Source organism: uncultured Kluyvera sp. (assembly GCF_902485085.1).
Taxonomy (GTDB): Bacteria; Pseudomonadota; Gammaproteobacteria; order Enterobacterales; family Enterobacteriaceae; genus Kluyvera; species Kluyvera ascorbata.
This window is the reverse complement of record NZ_CABTJS010000138.1, coordinates 1-20,608: the sequence shown is the minus strand read 5'-3', so window position 1 is coordinate 20,608 and position 20,608 is coordinate 1. Positions and strand designations below refer to the sequence as shown.

At 53.9% G+C, this 20,608-nt stretch carries 18 protein-coding genes; 8 read left to right on the top strand and 10 right to left on the bottom strand.

The genetic code is table 11. From position 1 onward, the window contains the following. Window positions 1-86 precede the first annotated feature (86 nt). The 6 genes from atpB to asnC form a co-directional block, all read right to left on the bottom strand. Window positions 87-902: a F0F1 ATP synthase subunit A gene (gene atpB / locus RDN66_RS16545; RefSeq protein ID WP_035893623.1), complete on the bottom strand. Its 816-nt coding sequence runs from the start codon at window positions 900-902 to the stop codon at window positions 87-89. Window positions 903-910: 8 nt separating this feature from the next. Then, on the bottom strand, window positions 911-1,291 hold the full coding sequence (atpI, locus tag RDN66_RS16540) for a F0F1 ATP synthase subunit I (protein ID WP_123650961.1): 381 nt from the start codon (window positions 1,289-1,291) through the stop codon (window positions 911-913). A gap of 614 nt (window positions 1,292-1,905) precedes the next feature. Beyond that, complete coding sequence (gene rsmG, locus RDN66_RS16535; RefSeq protein ID WP_202216890.1) at window positions 1,906-2,529, bottom strand: 16S rRNA (guanine(527)-N(7))-methyltransferase RsmG; 624 nt, start codon at window positions 2,527-2,529, stop codon at window positions 1,906-1,908. 103 nt (window positions 2,530-2,632) lie between these two features. Beyond that, window positions 2,633-4,522 carry a tRNA uridine-5-carboxymethylaminomethyl(34) synthesis enzyme MnmG gene (gene mnmG / locus RDN66_RS16530; protein ID WP_035893629.1) on the bottom strand — a complete coding sequence of 630 codons (1,890 nt, stop codon included), beginning with the start codon at window positions 4,520-4,522 and terminating at the stop codon, window positions 2,633-2,635. A gap of 373 nt (window positions 4,523-4,895) precedes the next feature. Further along, complete coding sequence (mioC, locus tag RDN66_RS16525; protein WP_202216889.1) at window positions 4,896-5,345, bottom strand: FMN-binding protein MioC; 450 nt, start codon at window positions 5,343-5,345, stop codon at window positions 4,896-4,898. Window positions 5,346-5,433: 88 nt separating this feature from the next. Then, complete coding sequence (gene asnC / locus RDN66_RS16520; RefSeq protein WP_035893632.1) at window positions 5,434-5,892, bottom strand: transcriptional regulator AsnC; 459 nt, start codon at window positions 5,890-5,892, stop codon at window positions 5,434-5,436. A gap of 151 nt (window positions 5,893-6,043) precedes the next feature. On the opposite strand from asnC, the gene asnA reads away from it, so the two are divergent. After that, window positions 6,044-7,036, top strand: coding sequence for an aspartate--ammonia ligase (asnA, locus tag RDN66_RS16515; protein ID WP_035893633.1), 993 nt, complete (start codon window positions 6,044-6,046; stop codon window positions 7,034-7,036). Window positions 7,037-7,044: 8 nt separating this feature from the next. Here asnA and viaA read toward each other — a convergent pair whose 3' ends face one another. Further along, window positions 7,045-8,496 carry an ATPase RavA stimulator ViaA gene (gene viaA / locus RDN66_RS16510; protein WP_035893636.1) on the bottom strand — a complete coding sequence of 484 codons (1,452 nt, stop codon included), beginning with the start codon at window positions 8,494-8,496 and terminating at the stop codon, window positions 7,045-7,047. Beyond that, window positions 8,496-9,992: an ATPase RavA gene (gene ravA / locus RDN66_RS16505; protein WP_202216888.1), complete on the bottom strand. Its 1,497-nt coding sequence runs from the start codon at window positions 9,990-9,992 to the stop codon at window positions 8,496-8,498. The genes viaA and ravA overlap by 1 nt, the downstream gene beginning before the upstream one ends. Window positions 9,993-10,211: 219 nt before the next feature. Here ravA and kup point away from each other — a divergent pair, with 219 nt between their 5' ends. From kup to rbsR, 7 genes are all read left to right on the top strand, one after another. Then, a complete protein-coding gene (gene kup / locus RDN66_RS16500) occupies window positions 10,212-12,080 on the top strand; it encodes a low affinity potassium transporter Kup (RefSeq protein ID WP_035893640.1) in 1,869 nt (622 codons plus the stop codon). A 174-nt stretch (window positions 12,081-12,254) separates the two neighbouring features. After that, on the top strand, window positions 12,255-12,674 hold the full coding sequence (gene rbsD, locus RDN66_RS16495; RefSeq protein ID WP_202216887.1) for a D-ribose pyranase: 420 nt from the start codon (window positions 12,255-12,257) through the stop codon (window positions 12,672-12,674). Between the two features lie 7 nt (window positions 12,675-12,681). Next, entirely contained in the window at window positions 12,682-14,187 is a 1,506-nt protein-coding gene (gene rbsA / locus RDN66_RS16490) for a ribose ABC transporter ATP-binding protein RbsA (RefSeq protein ID WP_035893644.1), read from the top strand. Between the two features lie 5 nt (window positions 14,188-14,192). Continuing rightward, window positions 14,193-15,155, top strand: coding sequence for a ribose ABC transporter permease (gene rbsC, locus RDN66_RS16485; RefSeq protein WP_202216886.1), 963 nt, complete (start codon window positions 14,193-14,195; stop codon window positions 15,153-15,155). 30 nt (window positions 15,156-15,185) lie between these two features. Then, window positions 15,186-16,076, top strand: coding sequence for a ribose ABC transporter substrate-binding protein RbsB (rbsB, locus tag RDN66_RS16480; RefSeq protein ID WP_035893648.1), 891 nt, complete (start codon window positions 15,186-15,188; stop codon window positions 16,074-16,076). A gap of 113 nt (window positions 16,077-16,189) precedes the next feature. Next, window positions 16,190-17,119 carry a ribokinase gene (gene rbsK, locus RDN66_RS16475; protein WP_202216885.1) on the top strand — a complete coding sequence of 310 codons (930 nt, stop codon included), beginning with the start codon at window positions 16,190-16,192 and terminating at the stop codon, window positions 17,117-17,119. Between the two features lie 3 nt (window positions 17,120-17,122). Then, complete coding sequence (gene rbsR / locus RDN66_RS16470; RefSeq protein WP_202216884.1) at window positions 17,123-18,115, top strand: ribose operon transcriptional repressor RbsR; 993 nt, start codon at window positions 17,123-17,125, stop codon at window positions 18,113-18,115. A 2-nt stretch (window positions 18,116-18,117) separates the two neighbouring features. Here rbsR and mdtD read toward each other — a convergent pair whose 3' ends face one another. Further along, the gene (gene mdtD, locus RDN66_RS16465) at window positions 18,118-19,506 is read right to left on the bottom strand and encodes a multidrug transporter subunit MdtD (protein ID WP_035893652.1); all 1,389 of its coding nucleotides are present in this window, start codon (window positions 19,504-19,506) and stop codon (window positions 18,118-18,120) included. Window positions 19,507-19,516: 10 nt separating this feature from the next. Further along, entirely contained in the window at window positions 19,517-20,221 is a 705-nt protein-coding gene (locus RDN66_RS16460; RefSeq protein WP_202216883.1) for a FadR/GntR family transcriptional regulator, read from the bottom strand. Window positions 20,222-20,608 lie beyond the last annotated feature (387 nt).

Genomic DNA, 20,608 nt, shown 5'->3' with positions numbered 1-20,608 from the left:
CGGCAGCCATGTACAGCAGATCCATATTCAGGTTTTCCATGACAGTCTCCAGTTTGTTTCAGTTAAAACGTAGTAGTGTTGGTAAATTAATGCTCTTCAGACGCCATCGACAGATAGACGATCGTCAGAACCATGAAGATGAAGGCTTGCAGCGTAATGATCAGGATGTGGAAAATGGCCCACGGCACATTCAGAATCCACTGTGACCACCACGGCAACAGACCAGCAATCAGAATGAAAATCAGCTCACCGGCATACATGTTGCCGAAAAGTCGCAGACCGAGAGATACCGGTTTGGACAGCAGGCTTACCCCTTCAAGGATTAAGTTGACAGGAATAAATGCCCAGTGATTGAACGGCTGCAGTGTCAGCTCTTTAGTGAAGCCACCGATGCCTTTCATTTTGATGCTGTAGAACAGAATCAGGATAAACACGCCCAGTGCCATAGACAGGGTAATGTTTACGTCCGCAGACGGAACCACGCGCAGCGCCGGCAGGCCCAGTATATGCTCAGCAATATACGGCAGCAGGTCGATAGGCAGTAAGTCCATCAGGTTCATCAGGAAGACCCAGACGAAGATCGTCAGGGCAAGCGGAGCAATAACCTTGCTTTTGCCATGGTACATGTCTTTGACACTGCCATGAACGAAGCCGATTACCAGCTCAATCGCGGTCTGAAATTTACCCGGTACGCCGCTGGTTGCTTTTTTGGCAACGCTACGGAACGTAAGCAGGAACAACAGACCCAGCACCACCGAGAAGAACATGGAGTCAATATTGAGCGTCCAGAAGGTGGCTGGGGGGTTATGCGGATCTACCAGCGAGAAAGTACGCAGGTCCAGCTGAAGGTTATTCAGATGGTGTCCTATGTATTCCTGCGGCGTCATATTTTCAGAAGCCATGATGCCTTTTACCCTTTGTTGTTAATTACAGCGGGCGCCAGTATTTGAACCACTAGCACCAAAATCCATGTAACGATCAGCGGTAAGAATACCGCCTTAAAAACCGCCAACGCCACGACCAGTAACACCAGCATCGCAAGCACTTTGAACGCTTCCCCGAAGGCGAACGTCCAGGCCACTCGGCCTTTAGCGGGTGTATGTACCTGGTGACGCCAGGCAAAAATCATAAACAACATATTAGGCAGTAACACTGCCAGGCCTCCACACGCGGCGGAGATGCCCCAGAAGGGGTCTTTAAGGCTGAACAGCAATCCACTTGCTATCACTGCCAGAAGCTGAATGAACAGAAGCTTTCGAGCAACATTGCGACTCACGAACGACATAGACATCACGTTTGTACTCCTGCTCCCTTTGAGGTATGCCGCGTGTCGTATAAAACGTTCTTTAATGCTCTGAGTCAAGCATCAAAAAGCGGTCAAATTATACGGTGACACCCCGTGATTTCAAACAATAAGTAGCCAAAACGTGAATAAATATTTAATTATTTTTCATTCGCGCTATTTTTCTACTTTTCGCCAAAGTGTGAACGATCGTACAAAACTGCAAATACACCGAAAATAGTGGCTACAAAGCGTGCACGAGATCACATATTAAACATTTTCGAGCAAAACGCATAAATCATTGTAGCAAAACGGATACGCCCATCATTCTGATATCTAAGACTTAATTCGCCCACTCTTTTAAAAACACCGCGATACAGAACAAAAACCATTCATTGACATTTATAATAATTTATTAACATGACAAAAAGACGAACGGGCTGACTTTTAGCAGACTGATATTTTCCATGTTGACTATTTTAAGTCTTAACAAAAAAAGCCGCGTTAAGATGAAGATAAAGTAAAGTTAATTGCTGGTTAAATATAGCAGGTCACTGGCGCTAATTGTCGCGCATTTGTTAACACCAGAGCCCCCACTTTTTCTCTACTTTTTTTGATAAAAATTAAATTTTATTTGCTGTAATAATAACCAAATGACGCTCCCCTTCCAGCTGAGGAACTTTTAACGGCACCACGCTCGCAACGCTAAACGGCGCTGGAAGTTGGGCGATTTCCTCTTCCGGCAGTTGTCCCTTCAATGCGTAAAAGCGCCCAGCTTCACCAGGAAGATGATGACACCAGGTCACCATGTCGGTCAGTGAGGCAAAAGCACGGCTAATCACACCGTCAAACGGCGGTTCAGCCGGAAAATCTTCAACGCGGCTCTGCACCGGTGTGATGTTAGTCAGCGCTAACTCGTGCTGCACCTGGCGCAGAAAGCGGACGCGTTTGCCCAGGCTATCCAGCAGAGTGAAGTGGGCATCAGGGCGCACAATCGACAGCGGAATCCCCGGCAGACCTGGACCCGTACCCACATCGATAAAACGTTCACCCTCAAGCGATGGCGCGACCACAATACTGTCGAGAATATGGCGAACCAGCATCTCGTTAGGGTCTCGTACGGAGGTCAGGTTGTAGGCTTTATTCCACTTGTGCAGCATATCCACGTAGGCCACAAGCTGGTTTTTCTGGTGATCGGAGAGGGAAATTCCTGCTTCATTCAGCAGTCGAGAGAGTTTGTTGAGCACGGCGAATACCTGTTAGCGATAATATGCCGGATGACGGCTTCGCCTTATCCGGCTTAGGTTGTAGGCCCGGTCAGCGTAGCGCCACCGGGCAATGTTCGGTGCATTAAGCGCTGCGGCGCAGCAGACCTTGTTTTTTGAGCCATACCAGCAGAATGGAGATTGCCGCTGGCGTGATCCCGGAAATACGAGATGCCTGGCCTATCGAGACCGGTTTGTGATCGTTGAGTTTGGCGATCACTTCGTTGGACAGGCCATTAACCTGGCGATAGTCCAGCGTAGCAGGCAGCAAGGTGTTTTCGTTGCGCTGCTGTTTCTCGATTTCATCCTGCTGACGAGCGATATAACCTTCGTATTTGACCTGAATTTCTACCTGTTCTGCCGCCTGCGCGTCTTCCAGCATTGGCGTAAACGGGGTCAGAGCGGTCAGCTGTTCGTAGGTCATTTCCGGACGACGCAGCAGATCTTCGCCGCTGGCTTCGCGGGTCAGTGGCGCACTCAGGTGAGCATTCACTTCGGCTGCAGACTCAGATGACGGTGTAATCCAGGTGGATTTCAGGCGCTGACGTTCACGCTCGATGTTCTCCAGCTTCTCGTTGAAGCGAGCCCAACGAACGTCATCCACCATTCCCAGCTCACGGCCGATTTCGGTCAGACGCAGATCGGCGTTATCTTCACGCAGCATCAAGCGATACTCCGCGCGGGAGGTAAACATGCGGTACGGTTCTTTGGTACCAAGCGTGCAGAGGTCGTCCACCAGCACGCCGAGGTAAGCCTGATCGCGACGCGGCGCCCAGCCTTCTTTGTCGGCAGCCAGACGAGCGGCGTTAAGTCCGGCCAGCATGCCCTGAGCGGCCGCTTCTTCGTAGCCCGTGGTGCCGTTGATTTGACCAGCAAAGAACAGACCGTGGATGAATTTGCTTTCCAGCGTGAGTTTCAGATCGCGCGGGTCGAAGAAATCGTACTCAATGGCGTAGCCAGGGCGAACGATTCGCGCGTTTTCCATCCCTTGCATGGAACGGACAATTTGCATCTGCACGTCAAACGGCAGGCTGGTGGAGATGCCGTTTGGATAAATTTCGTTGGACGTCAGTCCTTCCGGCTCCAGGAAGACCTGATGCTGGTTACGATCGGCAAAGCGCATCACTTTATCTTCGATCGATGGACAGTATCGTGGGCCGATCCCTTCGATCACGCCAGCGTACATTGGGCTGCGATCGAGGTTATTGCGGATCACCTCGTGCGTTTTCTCGTTGGTATGCGTGACGTAGCACGGCATCTGACGAGGGTGCTGAGAGGCGTTCCCCAGGAAGGAGAAGACCGGCAGTGGATTATCACTGTTTTGCTGACCAAGGACGCTAAAGTCGATGGTGCGCGCGTCGATACGCGGCGGCGTACCGGTCTTCAGGCGACTAACGCGCAGCGGCAGTTCACGCAAACGGCGAGACAGCGGGATAGACGGCGGATCGCCAGCACGGCCACCGCTGTAGTTATCCAGACCAATATGAATTTTACCGTCAAGGAATGTCCCTACGGTGAGCACCACCGCTTTAGCGCGGAATTTGAGACCCATTTGGGTCACGGCGCCAACGACGCGATCGTTCTCAACAATCAGATCTTCAACCGCCTGCTGGAAGATCATCAGGTTCGGTTGGTTCTCCAGCGCGGTGCGTACCGCCTGACGATAGAGCACGCGATCCGCCTGTGCACGAGTAGCGCGAACGGCCGGGCCTTTGCTGGCGTTTAGTATCCTAAACTGAATGCCAGCCTGGTCGATCGCTGTAGCCATCAGGCCGCCAAGGGCATCCACTTCTTTTACCAGGTGTCCTTTCCCAATGCCGCCAATCGCCGGGTTGCAGCTCATCTGCCCCAACGTGTCGATATTGTGTGTCAAAAGCAGGGTCTGTTGACCCATTCGCGCTGCGGCCATCGCGGCCTCAGTGCCTGCATGACCCCCGCCAATGATGATGACGTCAAAAGGATCCTGATAAAACATGGTGGTTTGCCTCGCGTAAAGCGGTTTGAAAATGGATTGAAGCCCGGGCCGTGGATTCTACTCAACTTTAGTCGATGGAGAAAGGGTTCGGATCTTGGGTATTAAAAAGAAGATCTTTTTATTTAGAGATCTGTTCTATTGTGATCTCTTATTAGGATCGCCAACCTTTGTGGATAAGTCCGATCCGGATTTTAAGATCAACCGTTTAAGAAGGATCGTTAGCTGTGAATGATCGGTGATCCTGGTCAGTATAAGCTGGGATCAAAACGAAGGGTTATGCACAGGTCAAAAACCAGACAGAAGTTATTCTTTGGATAACTACCGGTTGATCCAAGCTTTTAACCAGAGTTATCCACACAATAAATTCCGATCTTTACAAATCTCTGAGCAAAAGATGCCACGATCCCAGCCAATTTTCGGCCGGATCTTCAGGAATCTCATGTTCGAGTACGTTGATCTTCAGCGTTTCGCCAATCTGTTTGGCCCCGCAGGCCTTCAGTTCGGCATCCAGCTTGTCGATCGCGCCGCAAAACGTGTCATATTCGCGGCTGCCAATCCCGATTGCGCCAAAGCGAACCTGGGAGAGATCCGGTTTTTGCTCACGTAACGCTTCATATAAAGGCAGCAGGTTGTCAGGAATGTCTCCGGCACCGTGCGTAGAACTGATAACCAGCCAGATCCCTTCAGTTGGCACTTCATCAAGCATCGGTCCGTGCAGCATTTTGCTGGTAAAACCGGCATCTTCCAGTTTTTCAGCCAGATGCTCTGCTACATATTCCGCACTGCCAAGCGTGCTGCCGCTGATAAGAGTAATGTCTGCCATGCTCGCCCACCTTTATATAGAAGGCGCATTGTACGCTGTGAACGAGCTGGGATCTACCTGTGGAAAAATGTGGGATTAAAAAAAACGATCAGGGCTTGATGGTACGCATTATCGGGTTTTGCAGGACGATCAAGGTTTCCGTGGACTGAATTTCATCAATTGTTTGGATCTTGTTGATAAGTACCTGCTGGAGGGCATCGATGGATTTACACATGACTTTAATAAAGATGCTGTAGTGCCCGGTGGTGTAATACGCCTCGGTCACTTCATCCAGGCTTTCCAGTCTTGCTAGTGCCGAAGGGTAATCCTTCGCACTCTTCAGAATGATGCCGATAAAGCAGCCCACGTCATAACCCAGCTGCTTAGGGCTCACGTCGACGTGCGCGCCGGTAATAATGCCCGCCTGCTTCATCTTCTCTACGCGAACATGAATAGTGCCGGGGCTTACGGCGAACTGTTTGGCCAGTTCGGCATAGGCGGTACGGGCATTGGCCATCAGCGCCTCAAGGATGCCGCGATCCAGATTGTCGATTTGATAATTTTCCATAGCTTTTTCTTATGAAGATTGATGATTCACTCTATTTTAGCCTGTTATTTTATTGAATCAAAAGTGTGTTAGGCTTTTTATTGTTTGATTATTGAATTGGTGCCCGGTTTTGTTGCTTAATCAATACCAACAGGACGCAGGAGTAAAAATAATGAAAACCGCATACATCGCAAAACAACGCCAGATTAGTTTCGTTAAATCCTATTTTTCCCGTCAGCTGGAAGAGAAGCTAGGGCTCGTAGAAGTTCAGGCGCCGATCTTAAGCCGCGTGGGAGATGGGACACAGGACAACCTGTCTGGTTGCGAGAAAGCGGTTCAGGTGAAAGTGAAAACACTGCCAGAAGCCCAGTTCGAAGTGGTTCATTCCCTTGCGAAGTGGAAACGTCAAACCCTGGGACAACACGACTTCAGCGCGGGCGAAGGGCTATACACGCACATGAAGGCCCTTCGCCCCGATGAAGACCGACTCACCGCCATTCACTCTGTCTACGTTGACCAGTGGGACTGGGAACGCGTAATGGGTGATGAAGAGCGCCATGCGGGTACGCTGGAAAGCACCGTGAAGGCAATCTGGGCGGGTATTAAAGAAACTGAAATTGCCGTGAGCAAAGAATTTGGTCTGACACCGTTCCTGCCAGAACAGATCCACTTTGTTCATAGCGAAACGCTGCTGAGCCGCTACCCGGGCCTCGATGCGAAAGGCCGTGAGCGCGCGATTGCTAAAGAGCTGGGCGCGGTCTTCCTGATGGGTATCGGCGGTAAACTTTCTGATGGCGAGCGCCACGACGTTCGTGCGCCGGACTATGACGACTGGAGCACGCCAACGGCGTCCGGCCTCTCTGGTCTGAACGGCGATATTCTGGTGTGGAACCCGGTACTGGAAGACGCCTTCGAGCTTTCCTCTATGGGGATCCGCGTCGATGCCAAAGCGCTGAAGCATCAGCTGGCGTTAACCGGTGACGAAGATCGTTTGAAGCTGGAATGGCATCAGGCGCTGCTGCGCGGTGAAATGCCGCAGACTATCGGCGGCGGCATTGGTCAGTCTCGTTTGACGATGCTGTTGCTGCAGCTCTCCCATATCGGGCAGGTGCAGTGCGGCGTATGGCCAGCACAGGTTCGTGAGAGCGTCTCTGCTCTGCTGTAATGCTTAAATCAACGCTGCCAGCGTCTTAGCAGGCGGCTTCTCAACCCGGTATCAAAGCGCCAGATATGATCGAAGATGCGCATGATCCCGGGTTTTCCATGTGCAGACATCGCCACCGCATGAAAACGGTGCTGATATTTGTGCTGCAGATCCCCTACCTTCTTCACCACCTCATCCGGCAGCCGCTGGGCGATAAAATCGGAAATGACTACCGCGTCGGCATCCTGCCACTGCGGGTTTTGCAGCTGCTCGATAACCGCACGTAGGCAGCTCGCCATATCGGTACCGCCGCGAAAGCGCTGGCTTAAAAAGCGGATCGCCTGCTCCAGCCCCTGACGGTCCGTCAGTTCGTAGCGCACGACTTCCGTTGAGAACAGCATGATGTAGCAGCGTCGGTTATCCGCCAGCGCCACGCGCATCAGCGCAAGGCAAAACGCTTTGGCGCACTGCTCGTTGAAACCGCCCATTGAGCCAGAGGTATCCACGCAGACCACAAACGGGCCGCGAGGCTGTTCATCCTCATCCTGATGAACCACCGGGCGTTCGGTGACCTTTTCACGCCAGGCATCGCCATGCAGCCGATAGGTCAGCAGCTGCTTCTCCACCAGCCGACGGTAAAATTCATACTCCAGCTCGGTCATTCCCAGCGTTGCCAGCTCTGGCGGTAGCAGGCGCAGGATATCGTCGCTTTGCTGAATGCCATCGACCTGCTCTGGTACGGTTGAGGGTTCGCGCACCATGGTGCGGAAAGTCTCCATCGGCGCGTCTTTCTTTGGCACCGATTTCGCCTCGCGGGAACGCCCAAGCTGCTCCGCCAGGCGCATCAGTTCCGGCTGCTGGCTGAGAAACTCGCCGTATTTGACGATCAGCTGATAGTCGGCACGCTTGAGCTGTCCGGCACTCATATCCCATAGCCGCCCGCCCGCGCTGTCGTTTTCTACCAGCACAGGTTCCAGCTGGCCGCTCAAGGTCATGCGCTCCTGTACTTCGCTCAGCAGCTGTTCGCGCTCTTCTTCCAGCATTTGTTGATTAAGTGACGTCACCTGAACGACCAGGCTCAGGCGCCAGCGCTGCAGGAACAGGGTGTGCAGCGCGGGGGTAAAGGTGGCGTTGTTGGCAACCAACTGCTGAGCCTGGGCGGCGAACGGCGATCGTAGACGTGTCAGCAGCGCCAGAATCTGCGGTAGTTGGACGATGAACTGTGCGGTAGAGAGAAGCTGGCTCTGCTGATAACAGATAACCTCTTCTTCCAGCTCTGGCGGAACCGGCGCCCCTTTCAGGCGGCCTTTAAAGGTCTCGCGCCAGCGGGGAAGATCGTCGGTGATGGCCGTTTTTAAACGAGGAAACTTTTCAAAAAAGATAGCCAACTGCGGAGAAGCCAGCAGGGCGATGATCATCTCTTCGATCATCCCCTCTTCGCTGACCGCCAGCATGACGTTGAGCGTATCGATAGTCAGCATTAAACCTGTGCCTGCTTAATTTGCGCGGCCACATCCTGCAGGCTGGCTTCAATGCGGCCGAGCCACTCTTCATTAATAAAGAGGCATTTTTGTTGTTCGCTAAAGCGGTTGTGCTGCTGGTGCCACTCTTCATCCAGCGCGAGCAGCTGCTGGCGGATTTCCGCCGGCATATTCTCCGTCGTTCCCGTTCCAGGCAGTGATAAACGTGTTCCCTGAAGGCTGACATCGCGCACCACCAGGTGCTGACTGGCATCGACTTCCATATTCAGCGCCAGCGCAAAGCCGATGCCGTTGAGCTTGCCGCGGATTTCACCGCTTTTCTCCAGCCAGTTGGCCAGCGCCTGACGTTCAAAGGTGATGTGAATAACCTCGATATCGTGCAGCTTGAGCGGTTTTTGCAGCAGCAGCGTGACCGTAGGCGACTGCACCTCAGGTGGCAGCTCGTAGTGCGGTTTGCGGCTGAACATACCGCCCAGGCGCGTCACCTTGAGCGCCGTTTTATCGCTTTGCTGTTGCTGAATTTGCAGACGCTGCTGGGTGATAGCGCCCAGCTTGTTGAGCATGGCCTGTTGCTGCCATGCATGCCCGGTCATCAAAATATCTATTTGTTGTTGCAGCAGATTTCGGCTCTCTGCGTCATGCCAGAGACACTCTTTTAAGAGGATCAGATCGATTGGCGCGATCGTATCGCGGCCGCTGAAGAAGGCGCAGGCCTGAAGCAGGCGGATCGCTTTTTTCCAGCGACGGTCGGAAACGTAAGGTGCATTCGGTAGGTTATCGAGCTGCTGGCGCAGGGTGAAGATCAGTTCAAACACCGCATCCGGCAGCTTCACATTGCCGATATCCTTCTGCCACTGGAAGTACTCTTCATCAGTGACCTGAAGGTTGGCTGGAATCGGGTTGTCGTTCTCGTCCTGCTGGCTAATCAACATCGAGCGGAAATTGCCTTTATCCTGCACTTTATCGAGCCACAGGCGAATCAGCATACGGTCGTACAGCGCTTCAAGGCTGCTTTCCGCTTCCGGCAGTTCATTGGAGGCGGTCACCAGCAGGCGCATTGGAATTTTTTCGACGCTGGCGCCGTTACGAAAGTGACGCTCGTTGATGGCGGTCAATAGGGTGTTCAGAATCGCCGGGCCAGCTTTCCAGATCTCATCAAGAAAGACGATTTCCGCTTCGGGCAAATAACCCGCGGTCAGACGCTCATAGCGCCCTTCATCTTTTAAGGCCTGAATAGAGAGCGGGCCGAATACCTCTTCCGGCGTAGAGAAACGGGTCATCAGGTATTCAAAGGCGCGGGCGTGCTGGAAGGCAAACTTCAGGCGGCGGGCTATCAGGCTTTTGGCGATGCCGGGAGGGCCGAGTAAAAACACGCTCTCACCGCTCAGGGCCGCCAGCAGGCACAGCCGCATGGCGTGGCTACGCTCAAAAAGGCCTTTCTCCAGCGCGCTGCTCAGGCGCGAAATTCTTTCTGCTAATAAATGTGGTTGCGCCATAATTAAGTTGCGTCCTTTCACCGTTTATTCTGCTAACTGGCTGAGTATAGACGTATAACTCTTTAGGTGAATAGCCTGAATAGTACCTCGCTATTTCTTGAGGCAGGTTAAGATGACGCAATTAAGGGGTACGATTTTGACGTTAATCGTGCATACTGTGCGCTTTTGGTGGGCCAAGGGACTAGGCACACATTTGTTTCGTAAACGAAAGACTAGTCTATGAGCACTGATAAGAAACAATCTTTATCAGCGATTACACTCGCTGCAATTGGCGTGGTATACGGCGATATTGGTACCAGCCCTCTTTATACGCTTCGTGAATGTTTATCTGGGCAGTTTGGTTTTGGCGTCGAACGTGACGCGGTTTTTGGCTTTCTGTCATTAATTTTCTGGCTGCTGATTTTTACAGTATCACTCAAATACATTACCTTCGTGATGCGGGCGGATAACGCCGGTGAAGGTGGGATCCTCACGCTGATGTCGCTTGCCGGGCGTAATACCTCTGCAAGAACGACCTCGGTGTTGGTGATCCTCGGACTGATTGGGGGAAGCTTCTTCTATGGTGAAGTGGTGATTACCCCGGCCATCTCGGTGATGTCGGCGATCGAAGGTCTTGAGATCATCGCGCCTACGCTCGATACCTGGATTGTCCCCATTTCGATTATTGTCCTGACGCTGCTTTTTGCTATCCAGAAGCACGGTACCAGCATGGTTGGCAAACTGTTCGCGCCAATTATGCTTATCTGGTTCCTGCTGCTGGCGGTATTGGGTGCGCGGAGCATTATTGCGAACCCGGATGTCCTGCACGCGCTGAACCCTTACTGGGCGGTGAACTTCTTCCTGCAATATAAAACGGTCTCCTTCGTCGCGTTGGGCGCGGTGGTGCTGTCGATTACCGGGGTGGAAGCGCTGTATGCCGATATGGGTCACTTCGGGAAATTGCCGATTCGTCTGGCCTGGTTCTCGGTGGTGCTGCCTTCGCTGGTGCTGAACTACTTTGGTCAGGGCGCGCTGCTGTTAAAGCACCCGGAAGCCATTAAGAACCCGTTCTTCCTGCTGGCTCCTGATTGGGCGCTGATTCCAATGCTGGTGATTGCGGCATTGGCGACGGTTATCGCCTCTCAGGCGGTTATCTCCGGGGTCTTCTCGCTGACTCGCCAGGCGGTGCGCCTGGGGTATCTGTCACCGATGCGCATTATTCACACCTCGGAAATGGAGTCCGGCCAGATCTACATTCCGTTTATCAACTGGCTGCTCTATATCTCAGTGGTAGTGGTTATCGTCAGCTTTGAGCACTCCTCAAACCTGGCGGCGGCGTACGGTATTGCCGTGACCGGGACCATGGTGCTGACGACAATTCTGTTCACTACGGTGGCAAGGAAGAACTGGCGCTGGAATAAGTTCTTTGTGGCGCTGCTGTTCGTGGCATTTATGTGCATCGACATCCCGCTGTTCTCAGCGAACCTCGATAAAATCGTCTCCGGTGGTTGGCTGCCGCTGACGCTGGCGCTGATCATGTTCACCATCATGACCACCTGGAAAAGCGAGCGTTTCCGCCTGCTGCGTCGTATGCATGAACATGGTAACTCTCTGGAGGCCATGATCGCCTCACTGGAGAAATCACCGCCGGTACGCGTACCGGGCACCGCGGTGTATATGTCTCGTGCGCTGAACGTGATTCCGTTTGCCATGCTGCATAACCTCAAGCACAACAAGGTGCTGCACGAGCGGGTTATCCTGCTGACGCTGCGTACCGAAGATGCGCCGTACGTGCATAACGTCCGTCGCGTGCAGATTGAGCAGCTTTCGCCGACCTTCTGGCGCGTGGTGGCCAGCTACGGCTGGCGTGAAACGCCAAACGTGGAAGAGGTGTTCCACCGCTGTGGTCTGGAAGGCCTAAGCTGCCGAATGATGGAAACGTCGTTCTTTATGTCGCACGAGTCGCTGATTGTCGGCAAGCGTCCGTGGTACCTGCGCCTGCGCGGCAAGCTCTATCTGCTGCTCCAGCGCAACGCGCTTCGCGCGCCGGATCAGTTCGAGATCCCGCCGAACCGTGTTATTGAACTGGGCACCCAGGTCGAAATCTAACGCTATCAACGCCCTCCCTCATTTTGACGGAGGGCGTTTTTTTATCCCCTCTCCTTCATTCGCGAAACGTTTCGATGGCGATCACATTTCTATAACCTGATGGTGGTTTTATGTTCGCCCTTCAGACTAAACTGATGCTAGCGAAACGTTTCGCTAGTGGAGCAAGAAAACAAAATGAAGAAAGGCACGGTACTCAACTCTGAAATCTCGTCGGTTATCTCCCGTCTGGGGCATACCGATACGCTGGTGGTGTGCGATGCGGGCTTACCTATTCCCCGCAGCACGGCGCGCATTGATATGGCGCTGACCCAGGGCGTTCCCACCTTTATGCAGGTGCTGGGCGTGGTGACGCAGGAGATGCAGGTCGAGGCCGCCATTCTCGCCGCGGAAATTCAACAAAATAATCCGCAGCTTCACGAAGCGTTGCTCAAACACATTGAGCAGCTGCAGCAACACCAGGGAAACACCATTGATGTTCGTTACGTCTCACATGAACAGTTCAAACAACAAACCGCAGACAGTCAGGCGGTGATTCGCAGCGGGGAGTGTTCCCCGTATGCGAATATCATTCTCTGTGCTGGCGTCACCTTCTGAGGCCATCATGGACGCACTCTTACAACTTAAAGGGATCGATAAATCGTTCCCGGGCGTAAAGGCGCTCTCTGGCGCCGCGCTGAACGTCTACTCCGGCCGCGTGATGGCGCTGGTGGGCGAGAACGGCGCGGGCAAATCCACCATGATGAAAGTGCTGACCGGGATCTACGCCCGCGACGCGGGTTCACTATTATGGCTGGGTAAAGAGACCACCTTTAACGGTCCAAAATCTTCCCAGGAAGCCGGTATTGGCATCATCCACCAGGAGCTGAACCTGATCCCGCAGCTGACGATTGCCGAGAACATTTTCCTCGGCCGTGAGTTCGTGAATCGCTTTGGCAAAATCGACTGGAAGAAGATGTATGCCGAAGCCGATATCCTGCTGGCAAAACTCAATCTGCGTTTTAAGAGCGACCGCCTGGTAGGCGACCTCTCTATTGGCGATCAGCAGATGGTGGAAATTGCCAAGGTGCTGAGCTTTGAGTCGAAGGTCATCGTAATGGATGAACCGACCGATGCGCTGACCGATACTGAAACCGAGTCCCTGTTCCGCGTCATCCGCGAGCTGAAATCGCAGGGGCGCGGCATTGTCTATATCTCCCACCGCATGAAAGAGATTTTCGAGATCTGCGACGACGTCACCGTGTTCCGCGACGGGCAGTTTATTGCCGAGCGTGAAGTGGCGAGCCTCGACGAAGACCGTCTGATTGAAATGATGGTTGGGCGCAAACTTGAAGATCAGTACCCGCATCTTGATAAAACGCCGGGTGAGATCCGCCTGAAGGTAGATGCGCTGTGTGGGCCGGGCGTGGAAAACGTCACCTTCACCCTGCGTAAAGGCGAAATCCTTGGCGTTGCCGGGCTGATGGGCGCTGGACGTACCGAACTGATGAAGGTGCTGTACGGCGCACTGCCGCGCACCAGCGGCTACGTGACTCTCGACGGTCATGAAGTGGTGACCCGTTCACCGCAGGACGGTCTGGCAAACGGCATCGTTTATATCTCCGAAGACCGTAAGCGCGATGGTCTGGTGCTGGGCATGTCGGTGAAAGAGAACATGTCGCTAACCGCGCTGCGCTACTTCAGCCGTGCCGGCGGTGGCCTGAAGCATAAAGATGAACAGCAGGCGGTCGGCGACTTTATCCGCCTGTTTAACGTTAAAACGCCTTCCATGGAACAGGCTATCGGCCTGCTTTCCGGCGGTAATCAGCAGAAAGTGGCGATTGCCCGTGGCCTGATGACCCGTCCGAAGGTGCTGATCCTCGATGAACCGACGCGCGGCGTCGACGTGGGGGCGAAGAAAGAGATTTATCAGCTTATCAACCAGTTCAAGGCCGACGGCCTGAGCATCATTCTGGTCTCCTCGGAGATGCCGGAAGTATTGGGGATGAGCGATCGCATTATTGTGATGCATGAAGGGCATCTCGGCGGTGAGTTCTCACGCGAGCAGGCCACCCAGGAAGTATTAATGGCTGCCGCTGTGGGCAAGCTTAACCGCGTGAACCAGGAGTAAAAAAGATGACAACCCAGTCTGTGGCGGGTCGCCGCTATTTCACTAAAGCGTGGCTGCTGGAGCAAAAATCGCTGATAGCCCTGCTGGTGCTTATAGCGATTGTATCGACCATGAGCCCGAACTTTTTTACCGTCAATAACCTGTTCAACATCCTGCAGCAAACCTCCGTGAATGCGATCATGGCGGTCGGGATGACGCTGGTCATTTTAACGTCGGGGATCGACCTGTCCGTCGGTTCTCTGCTGGCGTTGACCGGCGCGGTCGCCGCGTCGATTGTCGGCATCGAAGTTAATGCGCTGGTGGCGGTTGCTGCCGCACTCGCATTAGGTGCCGCAATCGGGGCCGTTACTGGCGTTATCGTTGCCAAAGGGCGCGTTCAGGCGTTTATTGCCACTCTGGTGATGATGCTGCTGCTGCGTGGTGTGACCATGGTGTACACCAACGGAAGCCCGGTGAATACCGGGTTTACCGATAACGCCGACGTCTTCGGCTGGTTTGGGATTGGTCGTCCGCTGGGCATTCCGACCCCGGTATGGATCATGGGGATTGTCTTCCTCGCCGCGTGGTACATGCTGCATCACACCCGTCTGGGTCGTTATATCTATGCGCTGGGCGGGAACGAAGCGGCAACGCGTCTTTCCGGTATCAGCGTCAACAAAGTCAAAATTATCGTCTACTCTCTGTGCGGGCTGCTGTCGGCGCTGGCGGGGATTATCGAAGTGGCGCGTCTCTCTTCTGCGCAACCGACGGCGGGTACCGGCTATGAGCTGGATGCCATCGCGGCGGTGGTGCTGGGCGGTACCAGCCTGGCAGGCGGTAAAGGTCGTATCGTCGGCACGCTTATCGGTGCGCTGATTCTTGGGTTCTTGAACAACGGTTTGAACTTGTTAGGCGTTTCTTCTTATTACCAGATGATCGTTAAAGCAGTCGTCATTTTGCTGGCGGTGCTGGTGGACAACAAAAAGTAGTAATTCACGACACTACAGGACATCTTAGATATGAACATGAAAAAACTGGCTACCCTGGTTTCTGCGGTTGCGCTGAGCGCCACCGTGAGTGCGAACGCGATGGCGAAAGACACCATTGCGCTGGTTATCTCTACCCTGAATAACCCGTTCTTCGTCTCCCTGAAGGATGGCGCGCAGAAAGAAGCCGATAAACTGGGTTACAACCTGGTGGTTCTGGATTCACAGAATAACCCGGCGAAAGAGCTGGCTAACGTTCAGGATTTAACGGTTCGTGGCACCAAAATTCTGCTGATCAACCCAACGGATTCCGATGCTGTAGGTAACGCTATTAAGATGGCTAACCAGGCGAAAATCCCGGTTATCACCCTTGACCGTGTTGCCTCTAAAGGTGAAGTCGTAAGCCACATCGCTTCCGATAACGTGCTGGGCGGCAAAATCGCTGGTGATTACATCGCGAAGAAAGCCGGTGAAGGCGCAAAGGTTATAGAACTGCAGGGGATTGCTGGGACTTCCGCAGCGCGTGAGCGTGGCGAAGGCTTCCAGCAGGCCGTTGCTGCTCACAAATTTAACGTTCTGGCGAGCCAGCCTGCCGACTTCGACCGTACTAAAGGTCTGAACGTCATGCAGAACCTGCTGACTGCGCATCCGGACGTGAAAGCTGTCTTCGCGCAGAACGACGAAATGGCGCTGGGCGCACTGCGTGCGCTGCAGACCGCCGGTAAATCCGATGTGATGGTGGTTGGGTTTGACGGTACGCCAGATGGCGAGAAAGCGGTAAAAGATGGCAAACTGGCGGCGACTATCGCGCAGTTACCTGACCAGATCGGTGCGACCGGCGTGGAAACCGCTGACAAAGTACTGAAAGGCGAAAAGGTCCAGGCGAAATATCCTGTTGACCTGAAGCTGGTAATTAAGCAGTAATAACGCGAATGCGATTCAGGTTCTCGCAGCCTGAGGGACAACATCAAAAATAAAAGCAGGGCACGCGCCACCGGTTAGTCAGCCGGTGGCGCATCTTACCGGACATACCGAAAATGAAAACCGCAGGCAAACTCGTCGTCCTTGGCAGCATCAATGCCGATCACATTCTCAATCTTGAATCATTCCCGACGCCTGGCGAAACTGTCACCGGTAGCCATTATCAGGTCGCTTTTGGCGGTAAAGGTGCTAATCAGGCGGTTGCTGCCGGGCGCAGCGGCGCGGATATTGCGTTTATTGCCTGTACGGGCGACGACGATATCGGCGAGCGTATCCGTAAACAGTTACAGGTTGACCGCATCGATACCGCGCCGGTGAGCGCCGTGGCGGGCGAGTCGACAGGTGTAGCGCTGATCTTCGTGAACGGTGAAGGCGAAAACGTCATTGGTATCCATGCCGGAGCCAACGCCGCATTATCAACTTCATTAGTCGACGCACAGCGCGAGCGTATCGCCCAGGCTGACGCGCTGTTAATGCAGCTTGAATCCCCGCTGGACAGCGTACTGCTGGCCGCTCAGATTGCCCACCAGAACCAGACCTCCGTGGTATTAAACCCGGCCCCGGCGCGCGCGTTGTCGGATGAGTTGCTGTCGCTGGTGGATATCATTACCCCGAACGAAACCGAAGCTGAGAAGCTGACGGGCGTGCGGGTAGAAAACGATGAAGACGCTGCGAAAGCCGCGCAGGTGCTGCATGCCAAAGGTATCGAAACGGTGATCATCACCCTCGGCAGCCGTGGCGTATGGGCCAGCGTGAAGGGCGAAGGGCGCCGCGTACCGGGCTTTAAAGTCCAGGCCATCGATACCATTGCGGCAGGTGACACCTTTAACGGTGCGCTGATGACCGCGCTGCTGGAAAATACGCCGCTGGCGGAGGCGCTGCGCTTTGCTCATGCAGCCGCAGCTATTGCGGTTACGCGTAAAGGCGCTCAGCCATCGGTTCCGTGGCGTGAAGAGATCGACGAATTCTTACGTCAACAGGGGTAATGCTTGGCCACGATGAAGGATGTTGCTCGCCTGGCGGGCGTTTCCACCTCAACCGTATCGCACGTCATCAATAAAGACAGGTTCGTCAGCGAGGCGGTCACCGAGAAAGTTGATGCGGCCATCAAAACGCTGAACTACGCGCCGTCTGCACTAGCGCGTAGCCTCAAGTTGAATCAAACCCATACCATCGGCATGCTGATCACCGCCAGTACCAACCCGTTCTACTCTGAGCTGGTGCGCGGCGTAGAACGCAGCTGTTTTGAGCGCGGCTACAGCCTGGTGCTGTGCAACACCGAAGGCGACGAGCAGCGAATGAATCGCAATCTTGAGACGCTGATGCAAAAGCGCGTCGATGGGCTGCTGTTGCTGTGCACCGAAACGCACCAGCCGTCGCTGGAGATCATGCAGCGCTACCCTTCTATTCCTTCCGTGATGATGGACTGGGCACCCTTCGACGGTGACAGCGACCTGATTCAGGATAACTCGCTGCTCGGCGGCGATATGGCGACCCGCTACCTGATTGAACGCGGCCATACGCGGATTGCCTGCATTGCTGGCCCATTAGATAAAACGCCGGCGCGTTTGCGGCTGGAGGGGTACCGGGAAGCAATGCATAACGCGAAGCTGCCCATCCCGGACGGCTATGAAATTACCAGCAACTTCGAATTCGGCGGCGGTCTGGAGGCGATGCAACAGTTGCTGAAGCATCCTGAGCGTCCGGATGCGGTCTTTGTCGGCAATGACGCCATGGCGGTCGGTGCTTATCAGGCACTGTATCAGGCCGGTTTGCGTATTCCGCAGGACATGGCGGTGATTGGCTATGATGATATCGAGCTGGCGCGCTACATGACGCCACCGCTGACCACTATTCATCAACCGAAAGATGAACTTGGCGAGCTGGCGATTGATGTGTTGATTCATCGCATCGCGCAGCCCGGGCAGAAACAGCAGCGTATGCAGCTGACGCCCGAGCTGGTGGTTCGCGGCTCCGTGTGAGGCTAGTGCTTTTCTTTTATTAAGTTGCGGCCATCTTTCGGCCGCAGTAGCAGGAACATCAGCGCGGATATCGCCGTAATCACGCCCATGGTAATAAAGGTATAGTGGAACTGATCGATGGTTGAGCCCACGATACTCTGATACGAACGCAGCACCGCGGCGCTGATGGCAACGCCGAGGCTAATCGACAGCTGTTGTGTTACCGCGAGCAGACTGTTGCCGCCGCTGGCGTTATCGTCCGTCAGGTCAGCAAGCGTAATCGTATTCATCGACGTGAACTGCGTCGACATCGCCATCCCCAGAACGAGCAGCGGCAGAATCAGCATCCATATCGGCATCGACGGCGATTGCAGCGAGAACTGCGCGATCATCAGTCCGATAAACAGCGTGACCCCCACCAGTGTTTTCCGATAGCCCAAACGACGTAGTACGGCAGTGACGGTCGATTTAGCAATAATCGAACCGATTGCCGTCGGCGCCATCATGCAGCCCGCGATCAGCGCCGGATAACCGAAGCCCACCTGTAGCATCAATGGCATCAGGAACGGTACGCAGCCGGTGCCCAGACGCGTGGCCAGGTTACCCGCAATGCCGACAGAAAAGGTGCGCGTTTTGAATAGCGACAGCGAAATCAGCGGCGTAGGGTGTTTGCGCGCATGGCGGATATAGGCCAGCAATAGAATGATGCTGAGCAGGACTATCATTAAGGCCACCCAGCCCGATACGATTTGCTCCCCTAGCAGCTCCATACCGATGGAGAACAGCACCAGGCTTAGCCCGAAGAGCAGAAAGCCGGAGAAATCGAAGCGTCTGCGTGGCGTGGTGAAGTTCGGCATATATTTTCGGGCATACAGCATCCCAACAACGCCAATCGGTATGTTAATGAGGAAAATCCAATGCCACGTTGCCCAGGTGACGAATACGCCGCCGAGTACCGGGCCGAGAATCGGGCCAATCAACCCTGGCATGGTGACAAAGTTCAGTACCGGCAGCAGTTCGCTTCGCGGATAAGCGCGTAGCAACGCCAGTCGTGCGACGGGCATCATCATGGCGCCGCCAATCCCCTGAATCACGCGGAAGATCACCAGCTCAGTCAGCGAGGAAGAGAGTGCGCAGGCCAAAGAGCCCAGGGTGAACAGGCTCACCGCTAACATAAAGACGCGGCGGGTCCCGAAACGGTCTGCCAGCCAGCCGCTAACCGGGATAAGCATCGCGACGGTAAGCGTATAGCTGATAATGGCCGACTGCATGGCCAGCGGTGAACGGTTAAGGCTATGGGCGATGGCGGGAAGTGCAGTATTAAGGATAGTGGCATCCAACGCCTGCATAAAGAAGGCCATTGCCGCTATCCACGGCAGGCCGGCCATACTCCGCGCTTTCTTTTCTGTCATTCGATGTCCTTTATACCGCTTCCCGGATATGCGGCGCGTTTAATAAAGCCTGGCATGCCAGAAACGCTTGCTGACCATCGCCGTCCTGTATTGCATCGACAATTGCCTGGTGGCTGGCAAGCTCAATCACTTCATCCTCGGTAATAGAGGTGAAATAGATGTGGTAAACGGAGTGGAAGAGTTTGGCGAAAGAGGTCAGGAACGGGTTGGCGCTCATTTCATAGATGTGCTCGTGCCAGGAGGTATCGATATCAATCCAGCGAGTACGGTCAAAGGCCTTCTCGAGGGTGGCCATTTCTTCCATTAATATATTGAGATGAGCTTTTTGTTCGGCGGTACCTAATGTGGCGGCCAGCATGCACGCCTGCGGCTCAAGGCTACGACGCAGCACCAGAAAGTGTTTCATCACCGCCTGGAAGTTATCGGTAGTAAGCCACCAGGAGATGAGCTCGGTGTCGAGGAAGTTCCAGTGCGCCTGTGGCATGACGCGCGTGCCGATGCGTGGACGAGGAAGCAACATGCCTTTTGCTGAAAGCGTTTTAACCGCTTCACGAACGGCGGTTCGGCTTACGCCGAAGATTTCACCTAGCTCCATCTCGCCGGGGAGAATGCTTTCTGGTGGATATTCGCCGGTGAGTATCTTCTGGGCTATTTTCTCAGCCAGGACCCAGGAGATGTTCTTTTGAGCTGCCAATTGCTGTGCACTAAGAGACATAAATGCCATTCCTATTATTTATCTTTCTTTAGTATGCCATTTGACGTGCTGAATCGGTGTTAAAAACAGCAGTTCAGGCTTTTTACGACGCATTGCTGCACGATTTGTTGAAAAAGAAAGCGAGCGGTAAATTATTTTAAATTTATGCTTGCGGGATCTCAATTACTCCCTATAATGCGGCCCCACTGAGACGGAGCAACGGCAAACAAGCCGCCGGGTCAGCGAGGTTCTCCTGAGAATCTCGGCAGAGAAAAGCGAAATTAAACGCTTGACTCTGAAAGAGGAAAGCGTAATATACGCCACCTCGCAACAGTGAGCGAAAGCCGTGTTGCACTGCTCTTTAACAATTTATCAGACAATCTGTGTGGGCACTCGAAGATACGGATT